We start from the raw sequence: 16,432 nt of genomic DNA on the forward strand, positions 1-16,432 counted from the left end.
CGTGAGTGACCTCGACAAACGGCTGACGACCGAGGAGTTCGCCGCCCGCATCGAGTCCGGCATGACCGTCGGCATCGGCGGCTGGGGCTCACGCCGCAAGCCGATGGCGCTGGTGCGGGCGCTGCTGCGGACCAACGTGAAGGATCTGACCGTCCTCTCCTGCGGCGGGCCCGACGTGGGGCTGCTGGCGGCGGCCGGGCGGATCGGCAAGCTGGTGGCGCCGTTCGTGACGCTGGACTCGGTGCCGCTGGAGCCGCACTTCCGGGCGGCCCGCGAGTCGGGGGCTCTCGCCTTCGAGGAGTGGGACGAGTCGATGTTCCTGTGGGGGCTGACGGCGGCCGCGCACCGGCTCCCGTTCATGCCGGTGCGCGGCGGCCTCGGCTCCGACGTGCCGCGCCACAACCCCCGGCTGCGCACCGTCACCTCGCCGTACGACGACGGCGAGGAGCTGCTGGCGGCGCCCGCGCTGCGGATGGATGTGGCGCTCGTCCACGTCGACCGTGCCGACGTGCGGGGCAACGGGCAGTTCCGCGGCCCCGACCCGTTCTTCGACGACCTGTTCACCGAGGCCGCCGAGCGTACGTACCTGTCCTGCGAGCAGCTCGTGGAGCGGTTCGAGGGGCCGCCGCAGTCGCTGCTGGTGCAGCGGCAGAACGTCACCGGGGTGCTGCACACGCCGCGCGGCGCGCACTTCACCAGCTGCGCCCCCGACTACGGGCGCGACGAGGCGTTCCAGCGCGCGTACGTGCGGGCCGCGCGGGACCCGCAGGCGTGGCGGGCGTTCGAGGAGCGCTTCCTGGCCGGAGACGAGGACGACTACCGCAGGGCCGTCGACGACCTCGCGGAAGAGACCGGTTCACAGCGGAAGGACGCCAGCCAGTGACCCGCACTGCCACCGCCGCCACCCGTGCCGAAGTCTGCGTCGTCGCCTGCGCCGAGGCGTGGCGCGGCGACGGGGAGGTGCTGGCCGCCACGGCCGGCACCGTCCCGGCCCTCGCCGCCCGCCTGGCGCGGCTGACCTTCGGCCCCGAGCTGCTGCTGACCGACTCGGAGGCCATGCTGCTGGCCGACCCCGAGGACCCCACGCACATCGAGGGCTGGCTGCCGTACCGCAGGCACCTCTCCCTCGCGGCGCGCGGCAGGCGCCACATGATGATGGGCGCCAGCCAACTCGACAGGTACGGCAACCAGAACATCTCCTGCATCGGCCCGTGGGAGCGGCCCGCGCGGCAGCTGCTCGGCGCGCGCGGCGCCCCCTCCAACACCGTCAACCACCCGGTCTCCTACTGGGTGCCCCGGCACTCGGCGCGGGTGTTCGTCGAACGTGTGGACACGGTCAGCGGCGTGGGCTTCGACCGGGCGGCCGAGGCGGGGCCCGCGGCCGCCCGCTTCCACGGGCTGCGGCGCGTCGTCACCGACCTGGCGGTGCTCGACTTCGCCACCGCCGACCACCGGATGCGGCTGGCGAGCGTCCACCCGGGCGTCGACGTCCCACTCGTGCGGGAGCGCACGGGGTTCGAGCTCCAGGTGCCGGACGAGGTGCCCACCACCCGGGAACCGGGCGCGGAGGAACTGCGGCTGATCCGCGAGGTGCTGGATCCGGGCGGCGCCCGCGACCGGGAGGTGCCCGCATGACCGCGGGCCCCGCGGGCCCCCTCACCACGCCGCTGACCTCGCTCGCGGGGGTGCGCCACCCACTCGTGCAGACCGGCATGGGCTGGGTGGCCGGGCCACGGCTGGTCGCGGCGACGGCAGAGGCGGGGGCGCTGGGCATCCTGGCGTCCGCCACGATGTCGCTGCCCCGGCTCAGGGAGGCGGTGCGTGAGGTCAGGTCCCGCACGGCGGCACCGTTCGGCGTCAACCTGCGCGCCGACGCCGGGGACGCGGCAGAGCGGGTGCGGCTGTTGACCGAGGAGGGGGTACGCGTGGCCTCGTTCGCACTCGCTCCCTCGCGGGAGCTGATCGGCACGCTCAAGGACGCCGGGGTGGTCGTCATTCCGTCCGTCGGCGCGGTCCGGCACGCGGAGAAGGTCGCCGCGTGGGGTGCGGACGCGGTCCTGGTGCAGGGCGGTGAGGGCGGTGGGCACACCGGGCAGGTCGCCACCTCGGTGCTGCTGCCGCAGGTCGTCGACGCCGTGGACCTGCCGGTCATCGGCGCGGGCGGCTTCCGCGACGGGCGGGGGCTGGCCGCGGCGCTGTGTCACGGCGCGGCCGGCGCCGCCATGGGCACCCGGTTCCTGCTGACCCGCGAGTCGACGGTGCCCGACGCGGTCAAGGCCCGCTATCTGGCGGCGAAGGTCACCGACGTCACCGTCACCACGAAGGTCGACGGACTGCCGCACCGGATGCTGCGCAGTGAGATGGTCGCCGCGCTGGAGTCGTCGGGCCGGGTGGGCTCCCTGCTGCGGGCGCTGCGCCACGCCGCCGCCTTCAAGAAGGAGTCGGGTCTGACGTGGGCGGCGATGCTCCGCGACGGCCGGGCGCTGCGCCACGGCAAGGATCTGACCCTCTCCCAGACGCTGCTGGCCGCCAACACCCCGATGCTGCTGAAGGCCGCCATGGTGGAGGGACGTACCGACGCGGGGGTGATGGCGGCGGGGCAGGTCGCCGGGCTGATCGACGACCTGCCGAGCGTGGCGGAGGTGGTGGAGACGACGGTCGCGCAGGCGGCCCGGCGGTTGACCGAACTGGCCTCGCGGGTCGCCACCGGTCCGGCTGCCGCGTCCGGGCCGGCGCCGCCGGGGACTCCCTGAGGGCGAGGGCGGCCGTCGGAGCCGGCGCTTTTCGCCGGGTCACGGCCGCGTAGGGTGCCTGGCGTGAGCGGTGCGGAAGAGCCCTCCCAGTCGGTGCGTCAGCGGCGGGTCATCCTGCGCGGAGCCGCGGCGGCGCTGCGCGAGCGGGGAACGGGCGCCGGCATGGCGGACATCGCGCGGGCCGCCGGAGTGGGCCGGGCCACCGTCTACCGGCACTTCGCCACGCGTGAGGCGCTGCTGACGGAGCTGTCCCAGTTCTCCGCCGACGAGGGGGTACGCGCCGTGCGCGCGGCACTGCACGAGGGCGGGGAGCTGCGCGCCACGGTGGTGCGCACCACCCGCGCCCTGCTCGGGGTGGGACGCGCGTACTGGACGCTGGTGGCCTCAGGGCCTGCCGAGGGTCCGAGCGAGCGCGAGCTGGCGGTGTCCGGGCCGCTGGTCGAGCTGGCGCGGCGCGGGCAGCGGGAAGGCACCTTCCGCACCGATCTGAGCGCGCAACGCCTCGGTGCGCTGCACGGGGTGCTCATCCAGGGCGCGCTGCTGTACCCGCAGCTGATCGGGGACTCGCTCGACGAGGCCGCGGAGTCGGTGACGCGGCTGTACCTCGACGGCGCGTGCGTCGCACCGGCGGGTGACCCGAAGGGGCCGACCGGCTCAGTCGGCTGACCCGCCGTCGTCCGCCGCCGCCGAGACTGGCCTAGTCACGTTCGTCGTACGACCGCACCGCGCGTGCGTACGGCGCCAGCCACTCACCACCCGCGCAGCGGGCTCCCGCGGCCCCGTCCAGGGCGGCCCCGTGACGGAGACGGAGTACGCATGGCCAGCAGGAAGAACCTCCACGCCGACCGCACCGCGCTCGCCCACAAGGTCCGCTACGCCCTGACGCACCCGCACCGCGTCCCGGCCCACCTCAAGCGCGCCGGACGTGACCGCTGGCTGGCCTTCACCCACCGTGACCACGTCAGTTACTACCGGGCCGTCATGGCCTCCGACACCCGGCGCAGCCCCGAGGCCGCGGTGGGCAGCCCCACCCACGAGGCCTGGCTCCAGCTGGGCGAGCTCCAGTTCGACTACCTGCGCGCCCACGGGCTCGAACCCGGCCACCGGATGCTCGACATCGGCTGCGGCAACCTGCGCGCGGGCCGGCGCTTCATCGACTACCTCGACCCCGGCCACTACTACGGCATCGACATCTCCCCCGACGTGCTCGTCGCGGCGAAACGCACCCTCACCACCGAGGGCCTCCAGGCCAAGCTGCCCCACCTCACCCTCACCCAGGACCTCACCCTGGACTTCCTCCCCGACGCGCACTTCGACGTCGTCCACGCGCACAGCGTCTTCTCGCACTCCCCGCTGGAGATCATCGACGAGTGCCTGGCCCACGTCGGACGCGTACTGGCGCCCGGCGGCTTCTTCGACTTCACCTTCGACCGCACCCTGGGCAGCGAGCACCACGTACTGCGCGAGGACTTCTACTACCGCACCGAGACCCTCACAGCCCTGGCCAACGACCACGGTCTGCGCGCCCGCTTCATGGACGACTGGGAGCTGCGCGGCCACGGCCAGTCCAAGATCCGTGTGAGCGCGGAGCCCGCGCCGGGAGCCGGGGCACTCGTCGTCGCCGGTCGCCCTCGCACGTCCCTCCCGTAGCGCCCCTTCGATCGAGGCGCGCAGCCGGGTGCAGACCGCGACGCCCGCGGGCCGGTGCCCGGCCAGTTCGGGGCAGCGGGTGGTCGGAGAAGTCCACTGCACGGTGGTGTGCGGGAGGCTGCGCTGCTCGACCAGCACCCGGGTGGAGCAGGTGCGGCAGGTCACGGGCTCCAGCACGGCGCGGTCACGCCTCCCCTGCGGCGGCCGCGCTCCGGCGGCTCGCCAGGTTGAAGTAGGTGGGGAAGGAGTTGTGGACGTAGAAGAAGTGGGCCATGTCGACCACGTTGTCCACGATCTCGCGGCAGTTGGCGCCGTCGATGCGCAGCGTGTGCCAGGTCGAGTCGCTCCACTCGCCGCTGAACGCCCCCTCGATGCGTGGGATCGTCACCCCCTCAGGAGGTGACGCGCCCTGCGGGTCGTGCCAGACGAACAGCTGCCTGTTCTCCTCCAGCGTGCGCCAGGCGCGGATACGGGCCCGGCGCGGCACCCGGTGCGCGTACGGGATGCCGGCGCACCCGCCGTCGCCGCCCCACCGCCAGTCGTGGAAGGGGCAGGCGAGCGCGTCGCCCTTGACGGTGCCGTCGGCGAGGTTGCCGCCTTCGAGAGCGCCGACGGACTGACCCTCGCCCAGGTCGTGCGCCGCACCGGACTCCCCCGCTTTTCCGCGCACCGCATACTGGAACACCTGGCCGAGGTGAAGTACTTGCGCCGCGACGCGCACACCTACCGGCTCGGCATGCGCATCATGGAGCTGGGCGCCCTGGTCATCCACCAGGACCGGGTACGCGAGGCCGCGGCGCCCCACCTGCACCAACTGCACGCCACCACGGGACTTGTGGCGCACCTGGCGATCCTCGACGAGGGCGCGGCGGACGTCGTCTACCTCGACAAGGTCGGCAACCGCTTCGGCACCCTGCTGCCCTCCCGGATCGGCGGCCGGCTGCCCGCCGCGCGGACCGGAGTGGGCAAGGCGCTGCTCGCCCACGCGCCCCGCGCCACGGCGGCACGAATCCCCGAGCGGCTGCACGCGGAACTGGCACAGATCCGGGAACGCGGCGTGGCCCACGACCGCGAGGAGGCCATCCGCGGCGTCGCGTGCGTCGCCGCCCCGGTGGTCGGCGCGGGCGAGTGCACCCCCGCCCCGGCCGCCGCCTCCGTCTGCGGCCCCGCCCAGCGCGTACGGTCCGCTTCCGGCCTCCCCTCCCTGGTCCGCCAGGCGGCCGCCCACATCTGGCGCACCTCAGCCAACCGCGCCTGCTGACCGCGCCCCGCTGACCGCATCGTGGCCTAACCAAGGCCGGGACCGGGACCGGACCGGGATCCGGCCGGGGTGGGACCCCCGCGCTCCTGACCGGCTACCGGCCGCAGGCCGTCGACGCCGCCGACGTGCTGGATACGGGCCTGCTGCGAAGAGTCGCGGAGCTGGCGGGAGAGAGCGGCTGGGCCAAGCGCTTCTCGACGCTGGACTCGCTCCTCGCCCCGCGACTGCTCGGGGGCCATGCGCCACCCGCGCCCTCGCCCGTCGAACTCGCCTGGCGGGAACTGCGCCGCAGCGGAGGGCGGATCGCGGTGCGGGACCTGGCGACAGCCACCGGGTACAGCCACAAACACGTGATCGACCGCTTCCGCGACGAGATCGGCCTCGCCCCCAAGACGGTCTCCCGAGTGCTGCGCTTCCGCGCCGCCGTCGAACTGCTGGAGGGCGGCGCGAACCTGGCGGACATCGCACACGGCTGCGGGTACACCGACCAGCCCCACCTGAGCCGCGAGTTCGCCCGTTACGCCGGACGGGCACCGTCGGCGTTCTCCCGCTCCCGGGCCCCGGACGGCGGAGGGCTGCGGGACGACTGACCGACCGGGAAGCACGGGACGGATTCCCCGCGCCACAGGTGAAATCCCTACAAGACGCGCTGCCGAACTGCTCCTACCCTGACGTCATCCGCGACACGTCGTCCCCGAGGAGTGAGCGATGAAGCAGCAGCCCGCCCCGAACGCGCCCAGCATCTGCCCGTACCTGTTCTACCGGGACCCGGCCAAGGGATTCGCCTTCTTGCTGGAGGCGTTCGGCCTGGAGAAGCGGACGGTGCACGAGGTCGACGGACAGGTGCTCAACGCGCAGGCCGGCCTCGGCCCGTACACCGTCTTCGTCGGCCAGGCGCGCACCGAGAGGAAGCTCCAGCCGGCGTCGGAGCTGCCGGCCGTGCACGCCGGGGTGATGATGGTCGTCGACGACGTGGACGCCCATTACCGGCGCGCCCATCAGGCCGGAGCGGTCATCGAGTACGAGCCGCGGGACATGCCGTACGGGCTGCGCGAGTACGGCGCGCGCGACCTGGAGGGCAACCTGTGGTTCTTCGCCTCCCACCTCACCAGCTGATCCCCCACGGGCAGCCGCCGCGCAGCCCGACGCCGTCCGTCCGATGCCGTCCGCCTCCGGCCACCGGGCGGCCCGCCTGCCGAGGTTTCGGGCGCACACCCCGCCGGAGTGCCGATGGCCGCGGCCACTACCCGGCGGGCGAGGCGGCCGGTCGGCGGCGGAACACCTCCGCCACCGCGGTGTTCGCCACCACGACGACCGCCATGACGACGGCGGCGACCAGGTGCCCGACTCCGTACAGCGCGGCCGCCCCACCGCCCAGCACCAGCGCCTTGACGGCGAGCACCACGGGCAGCCGCGGCCGCAGGCGCGCCCTCGGCGCGGCGAAGAGCGACCACAGCACGACCGCCACCAGGGGCGCTCCTGCTCCCAGCAGAACGCGAAGAGCCGTGTCGTCACCGACGGACGCCCCCCACCAGCCCAGACACGCCAGAGCGGCCAGTTCGAGCAGGAACGCCAGGACCTCGTTGGCGGCGTACCAACCCCGCTCATCCAGCATGTGCGAAGGCGCGATACGGGTCTGATGAGCCGGGCGTTCTGCGCATGGTGTCCTCTCGGCCGTCGGCCACGGCGACCTCGCGTGCGGCGGCCTGCCGCAGCCGGCCCGGGCGACTCGGGCACCGACAGTAGCGGAGAGGCACCGGGGGCGGGAGAGCTGAGAGCGACTCAGTTCCGGGAGGAGGTGGTGGCGTCCTCGGCGGCCAGTTCCCTGGCGATGTCGATGAGCTGGTCCCCCTGGCCGCCCACGAGCTCGCGCTCGCCCGCGCGCAGCAGGATCCGGGCGCCGGAGACGCCGTAGCGGCGGGCCCAGCGGTCGGCGTGCTCCAGGAAACTGGAGTAGACGCCCGCGTGGCCCATCATCAGCTCCAGGCGGCCCAGCTTGCATCCCTCGTCCATGACGGGCAGCACCACGTCCTCCGCCGCGTCGGCGATCTTGAGGACGTCGATGCCGGTACGGATGCCGAGGCGTTCGGCCACCGCGGTGAACGCCTCCACCGGGGTGTTGCCCGCGCCCGCTCCGAACCGCCACCGCAGTAGCGCGCCACCTCCACGGGGTGTCCCCGCTCAGCTCCATGTCGTCGAGCAGGTGCCCGTAGTCGGGCTCGTCGACGCCCATCATCCGCTGCATCACGGGCGAGGAGAGCCCCACCTTGTGGCCGACGACGCGGGCGCCCGCCCAGCACCGGTCGTGGATGCCCAGGAGCTGGACGGCGTACGCGTCGTCGGTGTCGATACCGGGCCAGGTGACGCGCAGCGGTGGCACCGGGATGCGCGCCCGCTCGGCCGCGCCCAGCGCGTCGGCGGCCTTGCGGCGCTCGGCCTCGTGGAGCATGTGCTCTCCCGTCCCGTCCGTCGGTCCGATCGGCTCTCGGACCGTAGGCAGGAGCGGACCTGGCCGGTGCCGGAGCTCCCGTTGAGCGGGACGGGACGGGCCGGGCCGCGGGCGGGAAGGGCAGGTCGAACCTGAGGAGGAAGGGAGGAGGGAGGAGTGCATCGCGGCCGCAGTGGCTCACCGTGTGTTCCATTATGGCTGCGCGAAGGGTGCTTCGTCACCGTCCCGCAGGACGAGATCCGGCGCGAAAACCGCTCCTAGGGTGAACGCATGCATCCCGAACCCGCCCCCGCGTCCACGCACGAGTCCACTCACGAACTCGCGCACGAACTCGCCACGATGAAGGCGGCGGACAACGCCGCCGCGGCCCAGGCCAACAGCCACGACCCTGCGGAGCAGCTCGCCTGGCGGCGGCTGACCGCCCGGCACGGTGACCGGCTGCGCGTCATGCTGGAAGCGCACGGCCACTGGCCCACCACCGAGGAGGTGGGAGAAGAAGGAGTGCTCGGCGCCTGGCTGATCGCCCAGCACGCCGACCGCCAGCTCGACGTGCAGCGGCTGGCTCTGCGGCTGCTCGAACAGGCCGTCGAGGACGGTACGGCGGGGCCCGAGGGCCCGGGCCGCCTGGCCTTCCTCCGCGACCGGCTGCACGTCAACGCGGGCCTGCCCCAGCGCTACGGCACCCAGGTCCAGGGGGTGTCCGGGGCGGGGGAGCCGATCCTGTGGCCGGTGGAAGACCCGGAGAAGATGGACACCTACCGGAGCGAGGTGGGCATTGCGCCGTTCGCGGAGTACGTGGCGCGGTTCCTGCCCAAGGAGTAGCGGAGAGGGGGCCCGCCGGAGAAGCGGCGGTGACGGGGCGCGAGGCGGTGCCGCGCGGTCACCCGCCCGGCTCGCGCCACATCGCCCACATCACAGGCCCGCCCAGGGGGAGTTGGTGCCTCAACCCAGCACGGCGAAACCGTGCCGCTCGTACAGGGCGCGGCTGCGCCGCGAGGACGCCTCCAGGCAGGCGGGCAGGCCCTGCCGGTCGCACCCGGCGAGCCGGTGCCGCAGCAGCGCTCCGCCGATACCCAGGCACTGGCGGCCCGGTGTGACGGCGATGGCCTGCACATAGGCGTGGTCCTCGTGGGGGTGGCCTTCGCCGGTGGCCTCGCCCAGCGCCGACAGGCGGGCGTCCCCGGGGCGACGCGGCCCAGCGCGGCGGCCAGCCACCACGACTCTCCGTCGTCACGCACCAGTCCGAGAGGCGAGTATGCCGCACAGCGGGCCACCCGTCAGCGGAATCAGACCGTCAGCACGACCTTGCCGAACAGCTCGCCGCCCGCCATCTTCTCGAAACCCTCGCGGGCGCGGTCGAGCGGAAGGCAGGTGTCGACGACGGGACGGATGCCCTTGGCCGCGCAGAAGCTGAGCAGGGAAGCCAGCTCCTCCTTGCCGCCCATGGTCGAGCCGACCACCTTCAACTCCAGGAAGAAGATCCGGTTCAGTTCCGCGGCCGGCGGATTGGGCCCGCTGGTGGCCCCGGAGATGACCAGGGTGCCGCCCGGGCGCAGCGACTTGACCGAGTGCGACCAGGTGGCGGCGCCCACCGTCTCCAGCACGGCGTCCATCCGGTGCGGAAGCCGCGCACCCGACTCCACCGCGGCCTCGGCGCCCAGGTCGAGGGCGCGCTGCCGCTTGGCCTCGTCCCTGCTCGTGGCGAACATCCGCAGCCCGGCGGCCGCACCCAGCACGAGCGCGGCGGTGGCGACGCCACCGCCTGCGCCCTGCACCAGAACGGAGTCGCCGGGGCGCACGCCGGCGTTCGTGAACAGCATCCGGTACGCCGTCAGCCACGCGGTCGGCAGGCAGGCGGCCTCCTCGAAGGACAGCTCCTTCGGCTTCGACAGCACGTTCCACTGCGGCACGGCCACCCGTTCGGCGAACGTGCCCTGGTAGCGCTCCGTGAGGATCGAGCGGGGCTCCCGCGGGCCGACGCCGTGCCCCGTCTGCCCGATCACGGAGTGCAGCACGACCTCGTTGCCGTCGTCGTCGATGCCCGCCGCGTCGCAGCCGAGGATCATCGGCAGCGACTCCTCGCCGAGGCCCACGCCGCGCAGGGACCACAGGTCGTGGTGGTTGAGGGAGGCCGCCCTCACCGCCACGGTCGTCCAGCCGGGCGGCACCTTCGGCTCCGGCCTCTCCCCCAGCTCCAGCCCGGCCAGCGGGTCTTCCTTGTCGATACGCGCGGCGTAAGCAGCAAACATGCCGCCGACGCTACGCGCGCTGCCCCGCGCGGGACAGCGCGCGCGGGGTGCAAGCGATCCATCTCACGCGCTCATAGGAGGTGACCTCGATGGTCGTCAGCACGCCGTCGGGGATCGGACCATTCGCCGTGACCGAGGAAATGGCGCTTGGGGGCCGAAACGCCGTCCGGACGCGCCCTGCCCTTCCGGTACGCCTCCACGACGAGGCCCCGCTCCCCGTACAACCACACATCCGGTCGGTGCTGCATGCACCGCTCCTGCAACCACTGGATGATCTCGTCGTGATTTCCGTCCGGCACCTTCTTGACCCCGATCCGTCCGTCGAGGAACTCCGACGTGACGGTCTCGGGCGAGGACGAGGCGATCGCCTCGAACTCCTCCACCTGCGTCTGCTCCGCGCGCGGCTGCGCGTCCCGCTCGGCCACAACCGTCATGGTGCACTCCCTCTCGCTGGGAGACGGTCTTGGTGACGCGGGTGGCTCGTCGTACAGAATCACCCTTGCGCACGCCCATACGGGTGACGTCGGGGGCGTCAGCCGTGCAGCGGCAGCGCCTCCGCCAGGGTGCGCCACTCCCCACGGGGCAGGTCCGTGCCCGTGTTGGCGGTGACGACCTGGAGGGCCATGTGGTCGGCGCCGGCGGCGAAGAACTCGTCCACGCGGGCGCGGACCGCCTCGGCGTCGCCGATGGCGAAGACGGCGTCGACCAGGCGGTCGCTGCCGCCGCCGTCGAAGTCGGACTCGGCGAAGCCCAGGCGCAGCAGGCTGTTGCGGTAGTTGGCCAGGGCCAGGTAGTGGGAGAGGTAGTCGCGCGCGGTGCCGCGGGCCTCGGCGCGGTCGGCGCCACGGGGCTGGAGGACGACCTTCAGCTCGGGCGCGAGCAGCGGTTCGGCGCCCAGGACGGAGCGGGCCTCGGACGTGTGCTCGACCGTCACGAGGTAGGGCAGCGCGCCCAGCGAGCGGTCGGCGGCCAGCTTCAGCATCTTCGGGCCGAGGGCCGCCAGCGCGCGCTGCGCTGCGGGCACGCCGCGCGGTGCGTTGTCGAGCACGTCGAGGTAGGAGCGCATCGCCGAGTAGGGGCGGTTGACCAGCGGGTGGTCGAGCGTGGCGCCGCTCTTGGCCTCGTCGTGGCTGACGCCCAGGCCCAGCAGGAAACGGCCGCCGAACTCGTCCGTCAACTGCGCGTGGCGCGCGGCGACCTCGGGCGCGGCGTGCTGCCAGATGCTGAGGATGCTGGTGCCCACCGTCGCCCGCGAGGTGGCCGCCAGCAGCCGGTAGGCCATGTCGGGCGAGGGACTGCCACCGAGCCAGAGCGTGCCGTATCCCAGCTCTTCCAGCTCGGCGGCGGCCTCTTCCACCTGCGGCCTGCGTGCGGCGTCGTCCGTGCGCAGCGCGCTCGCCCAGATGCCGATCCTGCCCAGATGCGCGTTGTATGCCATGGCGCCCACAGCATCACATCGGCGCCCGCTATTCCAGGAACGACAGGTGCGGACAGCCGGCGCCCGCGACGGCTGCGGACACCGGCTGCCTGCCCGTCGCCGTCACAGCACCTTGGACAGGAACGACTTGGTCCGCTCGTGCCGCGGGTTGGACAGCACCTCGCGCGGGTCGCCGGACTCGACGACCACGCCGCCGTCCATGAAGACGAGCGAGTCGCCGACCTCCCTGGCGAAACCCATCTCGTGGGTGACCACGACCATCGTCATGCCGTCCCGGGCCAGTGCCTTCATCACGTCGAGGACCTCGCCCACCAGCTCGGGGTCGAGCGCGGACGTCGGCTCGTCGAAGAGCATCAGCTTGGGGTCCATGGCCAGGGCCCGCGCGATGGCGACCCGCTGCTGCTGGCCGCCCGACAGCTGGGCCGGATAGCTCTCCCGCTTGTCGGCCAGACCCACCCGGTCCAGCAGGTCCTCGGCCCGCTTGCGCGCCTCGGCCCTGGGGACGCGCTTGACCTGGACGGGCGCCTCCATCACGTTCTCGACCGCCGTCATGTGCGGGAAGAGGTTGAAGCGCTGGAAGACCATCCCGATGTCGCGCCGCTGCGCGGCGACCTCGCGGTCGCGCAGCTCGTAGAGCTTGCCGCCCTTCTCGCGGTACCCGACGAGCGTGCCGTCGACGTACAGCCGGCCCGCGTTGATCTTCTCCAGGTGGTTGATGCACCGCAGGAAGGTGGACTTGCCCGATCCTGAGGGGCCGACGACGCAGAAGACCTCGCCGGTCCGCACCTCCAGGTCGATGCCCTGGAGGACGTGGACGGGCCCGAAGGACTTGTGGACGGCCTCGGCCTTGACCATCGTGCTCATGCGCCGATCCCTCCCGCGCCCTGGGCGCCGGAACCGGTGCCGCGGCCGAATGTGAACAGGTTCTTGCGCGCCCGCTGCCAGGGCGTGTCCGGCAGCTGCCGCGACGATCCCCGCGCGAAGCGGCGTTCCAGGTAGTACTGGCCGACGCTGAAGACGCTGGTGATGACCAGGTACCAGACGGTGGCCACCATCAGCAGCTCGACGACGGCGCTGGAGGTGTTGCCGATGTTCTGCCCCTTGCGCAGCAGTTCCTCGTACATGACCACGGAGCACAGGGACGAGGTCTTCAGCAGGTTGATGAACTCGTTGCCCGTCGGAGGCACGATCACCCGCATCGCCTGCGGGAGTACCACGCGGCGCATGTTCTGCGCCTGCGTCATGCCGAGCGCCTGCGAGGCCTCGGTCTGCCCCTCGTCCACCGACTGGATACCGGCCCGGCAGATCTCCGCCATGTAGGCGGCCTCGTTGAGGCCGAGGCCGAGGAGCGCCGCCATGAACGGAGTCATGACGTCGGTCATCTCGTCCTTGTAGATCGGCATGATGTCGAGGATCGGGAAGATCAGTGCGAGGTTGAACCACAGCAGCAGTTGCACGTAGACGGGCGTGCCGCGGAAGACCCAGATGTAGCCCCAGGCGACCGACGAGGTCACCGGGTTCTTCGACATCCGCATCACCGCGAGGATCACGCCCAGCACCAGGCCCATGAGCATCGCGAGCACGCTGACCACCAGCGTGTTCTTGACGCCTTCGAGGATCTGGTCGTCGAAGAAGAAGTCGCCCACGGAGCCCCAGCGCAGCCCCTCCGCGGTGGCGAAGGCGCGCACCAGGAGCGCCAGCAGCGCGAGGACCACCACGGCGGAGACGTACCGCCCCCAGTGCCTCACGGGTATGGCCTTGATGGCCTCCGGGACGTCCTTCGACGGGGGTGTCCCGTCGGACTCGGTCGCTTCGGTGGGTGTTTTCACGGGGGCTTGCCTCTCAGCGTCCTGGGCGGCCTTGCACGGGGCCCTTGGTGCGGTTCTCGTCTGTGGTGGCCCGGCTCAGGTACCGGCGTTGACGGTGACCTTTTTCACGCCGCCGTCCTGGACGCCCCACTTCTCCAGCGCACGCTGGTAGCTGCCGTCCTCGATGATCGCCTTCATGGCGGCCTGGAGCGCGTCCCTCAGCTTCCGGTTGTCCTTGCTGACGGCGATGCCGTAGGGGGCCGACTGCATCTGCTTGCCGACGACCTCGAAGTCACCGCTGGACTTGGCGGCGTTCGCGGCGACGGGGAAGTCGGAGATGTCGGCGACGACGCCCCCGGTCTTCAGCCGCACGCGGGCCTCGTCGTCGGTGTTGTAGGCCTCGACGTCGATCTTCTTCTCGCCGTCCTCGACGCACTTCTTGGTCTGCGTCTTGAGGATCTCGTGCGAGGTGGTGCCGCGCTGGGTGGCCACCTTCCTGCCGCACATCTGGTCCACCGAGTCGATCTTCTCGGGGTTGCCCTTGCGGACCAGGATGGAGGAGCCGGCGGAGAGGTAGTCGACGAAGTCGACGCCCTTGCCCGCCTTCTTGCCCTCGTCGTCGAGGCCCTTCTGGCGGTCCTTGGTGTCCGTCATCGCCGACATGATCATGTCGAAGCGGCCGGTCTGCATGGAGGTGATCAGCCCGTCGAAGGTGCCGTTGGCGAACTGGAAGCGGACGCCGAGCTTCTCGCCCATCGCCTCGGCGATGTCCACGTCGAGGCCGACGATGTCGGCGCCCTCCTTGTACTCCATCGGCTTGTACGCGGCGTCGCTGCCGACCTTGATGACACCGGCGTCGCGGATCTTGTCCGGCAGCTTGCCGCTCAACTCGGCCTTGCCGCCCGAGGAGCCGCCGCCCTGAGCGCCGTCCGTCTGGTCCCCGCAGCCGGCGAGCAGCAGGGCACCGCTGACCGCGAGGGCGACGGGCACGATCCGGGCGCGCCGCGCGGCCCCGCGCACGGTCGTGCCTGCGGTGACGGGCCTGCTTGCGGTCATGGGCGGGTCCTCCTGGCGGTGAGGGAGCAGCCGTGGGTCGGGCACACACCTTCGGATGTCGCGACCGTGTCCGACGCGTGAACGAATGAACGGATGGGGGGCATCTTGCCATCCGGACATGCGGGTGCAGGACGCCGCCGAGGTCAAAATCGGATAACGGAGAAGCGAATCCGATTACAGGGCGCGCCACGAGGCCGTAGAGGCGGCCGACAGCCCCCGCATCACCTCACACACCCCTCTCTCGTCTCACTCCGTGGACAGCTCGCCCGCGATCCGATGATTTGCCCCGGATCGCGGCGGGATGGTCACCGGTGCGGCTGGAAGTGAGTCGTCCGCAGCGGCGGTCGTCGGGTAGAAAGGTCGATTACACCCCTCACCCGGGGACCAGGGCGCGTGTGCGGCGCGCCCGGCGTCCGTACCTCCCTCCGGGCCGCGGCCATCCGCTCGCCCGGGAAGCGGACGCGGTGCCCGCCCGTTCCTCACCGCAGGGAGCGGTCACCCTCACCAGATTCGAATAAGGGGTTCAACACAGTGGCAGCGGAGATCGTCAACCAGAAGGACGGGCTGGAGCCGGACGTCATCGACCCGGCCTTCGCCCTGCACCGGGGCGGCAAGATGGCCGTGCAGGCGACGGTGCCCGTGCGCGACGCGGACGACCTGTCCCTCGCCTACACACCGGGCGTCGCGAAGGTTTGCAGCGCCATCGCCGAACAGCCCGAGCTCGTCGACGACTACACCTGGAAGTCACAGGTCGTCGCGGTGGTCACCGACGGCAGCGCCGTCCTCGGACTGGGCGACATCGGCCCGAAGGCCTCCCTCCCCGTCATGGAGGGCAAAGCCATCCTCTTCAAGCAGTTCGGCGGCGTGGAAGCGGTGCCGATCGCTCTCGACACCCAGGACGCCGACGAGATCGTCGACACGGTCGTCCGGCTCGCGCCCTCGTTCGGCGGCGTCAACCTCGAGGACATCGCGGCACCGCGCTGCTTCGAGATCGAGACCCGCCTCAAGGAGAAGCTGGACATCCCCGTCTTCCACGACGACCAGCACGGCACGGCCATCGTCACCCTCGCGGCGCTGCGCAACGCGGCCAAGCTGAGCGGCCGCGCCCTCGGGCAGCTGCGCGCGGTCATCTCCGGCGCGGGCGCCGCAGGGGTCGCCATCGCCAAGATCCTCATCGAGGCGGGCATCGGCGACGTGGCGGTCTGCGACCGCAAGGGCGTCGTCTCCAGCGACCGCGAGGACCTCACCGAGGTCAAGCGCGAACTGGCCGGCTTCACCAACAAGGCCGGCCTCACCGGTTCCCTGGAGAACGCGCTGGCCGGCGCCGACGTGTTCATCGGCGTCAGCGGTGGCACGGTGCCCGAGGAGGCGGTCGCCACCCTGGCCGAGGACGCGTTCGTCTTCGCCATGGCCAACCCCAACCCGGAGATCCACCCGGACGTCGCCCGCAAGTACGCCTCCGTGGTCGCCACGGGGCGCAGCGACTACCCGAACCAGATCAACAACGTCCTCGCCTTCCCCGGCGTCTTCGCCGGAGCGCTCCAGGTCCGCGCGACCGACATCACGGAAGGCATGAAGCTCGCCGCCGCGGAGGCGCTGGCCGCCGTCGTGGCCGACGAGCTGAGCCCCGAGCGGGTGATCCCCTCCCCCTTCGACGAGCGCGTCGCCCCGGCGGTCACCTCGGCGGTGGCGGCCGCGGCCCGGGCGGAGGGCGTCGCCCGCCGCTGACCCCTTCCCCCAGGGATGCCTCACCCCCTGCTCCCCGGTT

At 72.2% G+C, this 16,432-nt stretch carries 19 protein-coding genes and 1 pseudogene; 10 read left to right on the plus strand and 10 right to left on the minus strand.

Going from position 1 to position 16,432, the window contains the following annotated elements; translation table 11 throughout:
* Position 1 precedes the first annotated feature (1 nt).
* The 5 genes from DQ392_RS05485 (at position 2) to DQ392_RS05505 (ending at position 4,403) form a co-directional block, all read left to right on the plus strand.
* Complete coding sequence (locus tag DQ392_RS05485; protein ID WP_425470486.1) at positions 2-883, plus strand: CoA transferase subunit A; 882 nt, start codon at positions 2-4, stop codon at positions 881-883.
* Complete coding sequence (locus DQ392_RS05490) at positions 880-1,635, plus strand: CoA-transferase subunit beta (RefSeq protein ID WP_114014350.1); 756 nt, start codon at positions 880-882, stop codon at positions 1,633-1,635. The genes DQ392_RS05485 and DQ392_RS05490 overlap by 4 nt, the downstream gene beginning before the upstream one ends.
* Positions 1,632-2,753, plus strand: a complete 1,122-nt coding sequence (locus DQ392_RS05495; protein ID WP_114014351.1) for an NAD(P)H-dependent flavin oxidoreductase — start codon at positions 1,632-1,634, stop codon at positions 2,751-2,753. Before DQ392_RS05490 ends, DQ392_RS05495 begins: the two co-directional genes overlap by 4 nt.
* Positions 2,754-2,816: 63 nt before the next feature.
* Positions 2,817-3,419 (plus strand): TetR/AcrR family transcriptional regulator, encoded by a 603-nt coding sequence (locus DQ392_RS05500; protein ID WP_114014352.1) that lies wholly within the window; start codon positions 2,817-2,819, stop codon positions 3,417-3,419.
* A 150-nt stretch (positions 3,420-3,569) separates the two neighbouring features.
* Complete coding sequence (locus DQ392_RS05505; protein ID WP_114014353.1) at positions 3,570-4,403, plus strand: class I SAM-dependent methyltransferase; 834 nt, start codon at positions 3,570-3,572, stop codon at positions 4,401-4,403.
* Between the two features lie 184 nt (positions 4,404-4,587).
* Here the strand turns inward: DQ392_RS05505 and DQ392_RS05515 are convergent, their stop codons facing one another.
* Positions 4,588-5,088, minus strand: a complete 501-nt coding sequence (locus DQ392_RS05515) for a Rieske 2Fe-2S domain-containing protein (RefSeq protein WP_425470487.1) — start codon at positions 5,086-5,088, stop codon at positions 4,588-4,590.
* Here DQ392_RS05515 and DQ392_RS05520 point away from each other — a divergent pair.
* The 3 genes from DQ392_RS05520 (at position 5,038) to DQ392_RS05530 (ending at position 6,780) form a co-directional block, all read left to right on the plus strand.
* Positions 5,038-5,664, plus strand: coding sequence for an IclR family transcriptional regulator (locus tag DQ392_RS05520; RefSeq protein WP_425470488.1), 627 nt, complete (start codon positions 5,038-5,040; stop codon positions 5,662-5,664). The two genes, DQ392_RS05515 and DQ392_RS05520, sit on opposite strands and share 51 nt — an antisense overlap.
* A gap of 125 nt (positions 5,665-5,789) precedes the next feature.
* On the plus strand, positions 5,790-6,254 hold the full coding sequence (locus tag DQ392_RS05525) for a helix-turn-helix domain-containing protein (protein ID WP_181856285.1): 465 nt from the start codon (positions 5,790-5,792) through the stop codon (positions 6,252-6,254).
* A gap of 118 nt (positions 6,255-6,372) precedes the next feature.
* Positions 6,373-6,780, plus strand: a complete 408-nt coding sequence (locus tag DQ392_RS05530) for a VOC family protein (protein ID WP_114014355.1) — start codon at positions 6,373-6,375, stop codon at positions 6,778-6,780.
* 127 nt (positions 6,781-6,907) lie between these two features.
* Here the strand turns inward: DQ392_RS05530 and DQ392_RS05535 are convergent, their stop codons facing one another.
* Both DQ392_RS05535 and DQ392_RS05540 read right to left on the minus strand, forming a co-directional pair.
* Positions 6,908-7,279, minus strand: a complete 372-nt coding sequence (locus DQ392_RS05535; protein ID WP_181856286.1) for a YrdB family protein — start codon at positions 7,277-7,279, stop codon at positions 6,908-6,910.
* Between the two features lie 167 nt (positions 7,280-7,446).
* A complete protein-coding gene (locus DQ392_RS05540; RefSeq protein ID WP_245981202.1) occupies positions 7,447-7,758 on the minus strand; it encodes a hypothetical protein in 312 nt (103 codons plus the stop codon).
* A 625-nt stretch (positions 7,759-8,383) separates the two neighbouring features.
* Here DQ392_RS05540 and DQ392_RS05550 point away from each other — a divergent pair.
* The gene (locus tag DQ392_RS05550) at positions 8,384-8,935 is read left to right on the plus strand and encodes a DUF6624 domain-containing protein (RefSeq protein WP_114014356.1); all 552 of its coding nucleotides are present in this window, start codon (positions 8,384-8,386) and stop codon (positions 8,933-8,935) included.
* Between the two features lie 120 nt (positions 8,936-9,055).
* Here the strand turns inward: DQ392_RS05550 and DQ392_RS05555 are convergent, their stop codons facing one another.
* The 7 genes and pseudogenes from DQ392_RS05555 to DQ392_RS05585 all read right to left on the minus strand — a co-directional run bounded on the left by DQ392_RS05555 (position 9,056) and on the right by DQ392_RS05585 (position 14,664).
* The gene (locus DQ392_RS05555) at positions 9,056-9,328 is read right to left on the minus strand and encodes a GNAT family N-acetyltransferase (protein ID WP_245981203.1); all 273 of its coding nucleotides are present in this window, start codon (positions 9,326-9,328) and stop codon (positions 9,056-9,058) included.
* 71 nt (positions 9,329-9,399) lie between these two features.
* Positions 9,400-10,362, minus strand: a complete 963-nt coding sequence (locus tag DQ392_RS05560; RefSeq protein WP_114014358.1) for a zinc-binding dehydrogenase — start codon at positions 10,360-10,362, stop codon at positions 9,400-9,402.
* Between the two features lie 70 nt (positions 10,363-10,432).
* Positions 10,433-10,796 (minus strand): annotated as a pseudogene (locus DQ392_RS05565) (Uma2 family endonuclease); the annotation flags it as partial.
* A 98-nt stretch (positions 10,797-10,894) separates the two neighbouring features.
* On the minus strand, positions 10,895-11,800 hold the full coding sequence (locus tag DQ392_RS05570; RefSeq protein WP_114014534.1) for a TIGR03620 family F420-dependent LLM class oxidoreductase: 906 nt from the start codon (positions 11,798-11,800) through the stop codon (positions 10,895-10,897).
* Positions 11,801-11,902: 102 nt separating this feature from the next.
* The gene (locus tag DQ392_RS05575) at positions 11,903-12,664 is read right to left on the minus strand and encodes an amino acid ABC transporter ATP-binding protein (protein ID WP_114014359.1); all 762 of its coding nucleotides are present in this window, start codon (positions 12,662-12,664) and stop codon (positions 11,903-11,905) included.
* Entirely contained in the window at positions 12,661-13,629 is a 969-nt protein-coding gene (locus DQ392_RS05580; RefSeq protein ID WP_114014360.1) for an amino acid ABC transporter permease, read from the minus strand. The genes DQ392_RS05575 and DQ392_RS05580 overlap by 4 nt, the downstream gene beginning before the upstream one ends.
* A 75-nt stretch (positions 13,630-13,704) precedes the next feature.
* A complete protein-coding gene (locus DQ392_RS05585) occupies positions 13,705-14,664 on the minus strand; it encodes an ABC transporter substrate-binding protein (RefSeq protein WP_114014361.1) in 960 nt (319 codons plus the stop codon).
* 531 nt (positions 14,665-15,195) lie between these two features.
* On the opposite strand from DQ392_RS05585, the gene DQ392_RS05590 reads away from it, so the two are divergent.
* Positions 15,196-16,392 (plus strand): NAD(P)-dependent malic enzyme, encoded by a 1,197-nt coding sequence (locus tag DQ392_RS05590; protein ID WP_114014362.1) that lies wholly within the window; start codon positions 15,196-15,198, stop codon positions 16,390-16,392.
* Positions 16,393-16,432: the final 40 nt, after the last annotated feature.

The sequence above is a fragment of the Streptomyces reniochalinae genome, from assembly GCF_003323735.1.
GTDB lineage: Bacteria > Actinomycetota > Actinomycetes > Streptomycetales > Streptomycetaceae > Streptomyces > Streptomyces reniochalinae.

What these genes read in the sequence shown, in the direction of transcription:
- DQ392_RS05570 (WP_114014534.1), bottom strand. Translation starts at nt 11,800, where the DNA reads ATGGCATACAACGCGCATCTGGGCAGGATCGGCATCTGGGCGAGCGCG.
- DQ392_RS05575 (WP_114014359.1), bottom strand. Translation starts at nt 12,664, where the DNA reads ATGAGCACGATGGTCAAGGCCGAGGCCGTCCACAAGTCCTTCGGGCCC.
- DQ392_RS05495 (WP_114014351.1), top strand. Translation starts at nt 1,632, where the DNA reads ATGACCGCGGGCCCCGCGGGCCCCCTCACCACGCCGCTGACCTCGCTC.
- DQ392_RS05560 (WP_114014358.1), bottom strand. Translation starts at nt 10,362, where the DNA reads ATGTTTGCTGCTTACGCCGCGCGTATCGACAAGGAAGACCCGCTGGCC.
- DQ392_RS05535 (WP_181856286.1), bottom strand. Translation starts at nt 7,279, where the DNA reads ATGCTGGATGAGCGGGGTTGGTACGCCGCCAACGAGGTCCTGGCGTTC.
- DQ392_RS05505 (WP_114014353.1), top strand. Translation starts at nt 3,570, where the DNA reads ATGGCCAGCAGGAAGAACCTCCACGCCGACCGCACCGCGCTCGCCCAC.
- DQ392_RS05585 (WP_114014361.1), bottom strand. Translation starts at nt 14,664, where the DNA reads ATGACCGCAAGCAGGCCCGTCACCGCAGGCACGACCGTGCGCGGGGCC.
- DQ392_RS05530 (WP_114014355.1), top strand. Translation starts at nt 6,373, where the DNA reads ATGAAGCAGCAGCCCGCCCCGAACGCGCCCAGCATCTGCCCGTACCTG.
- DQ392_RS05550 (WP_114014356.1), top strand. Translation starts at nt 8,384, where the DNA reads ATGCATCCCGAACCCGCCCCCGCGTCCACGCACGAGTCCACTCACGAA.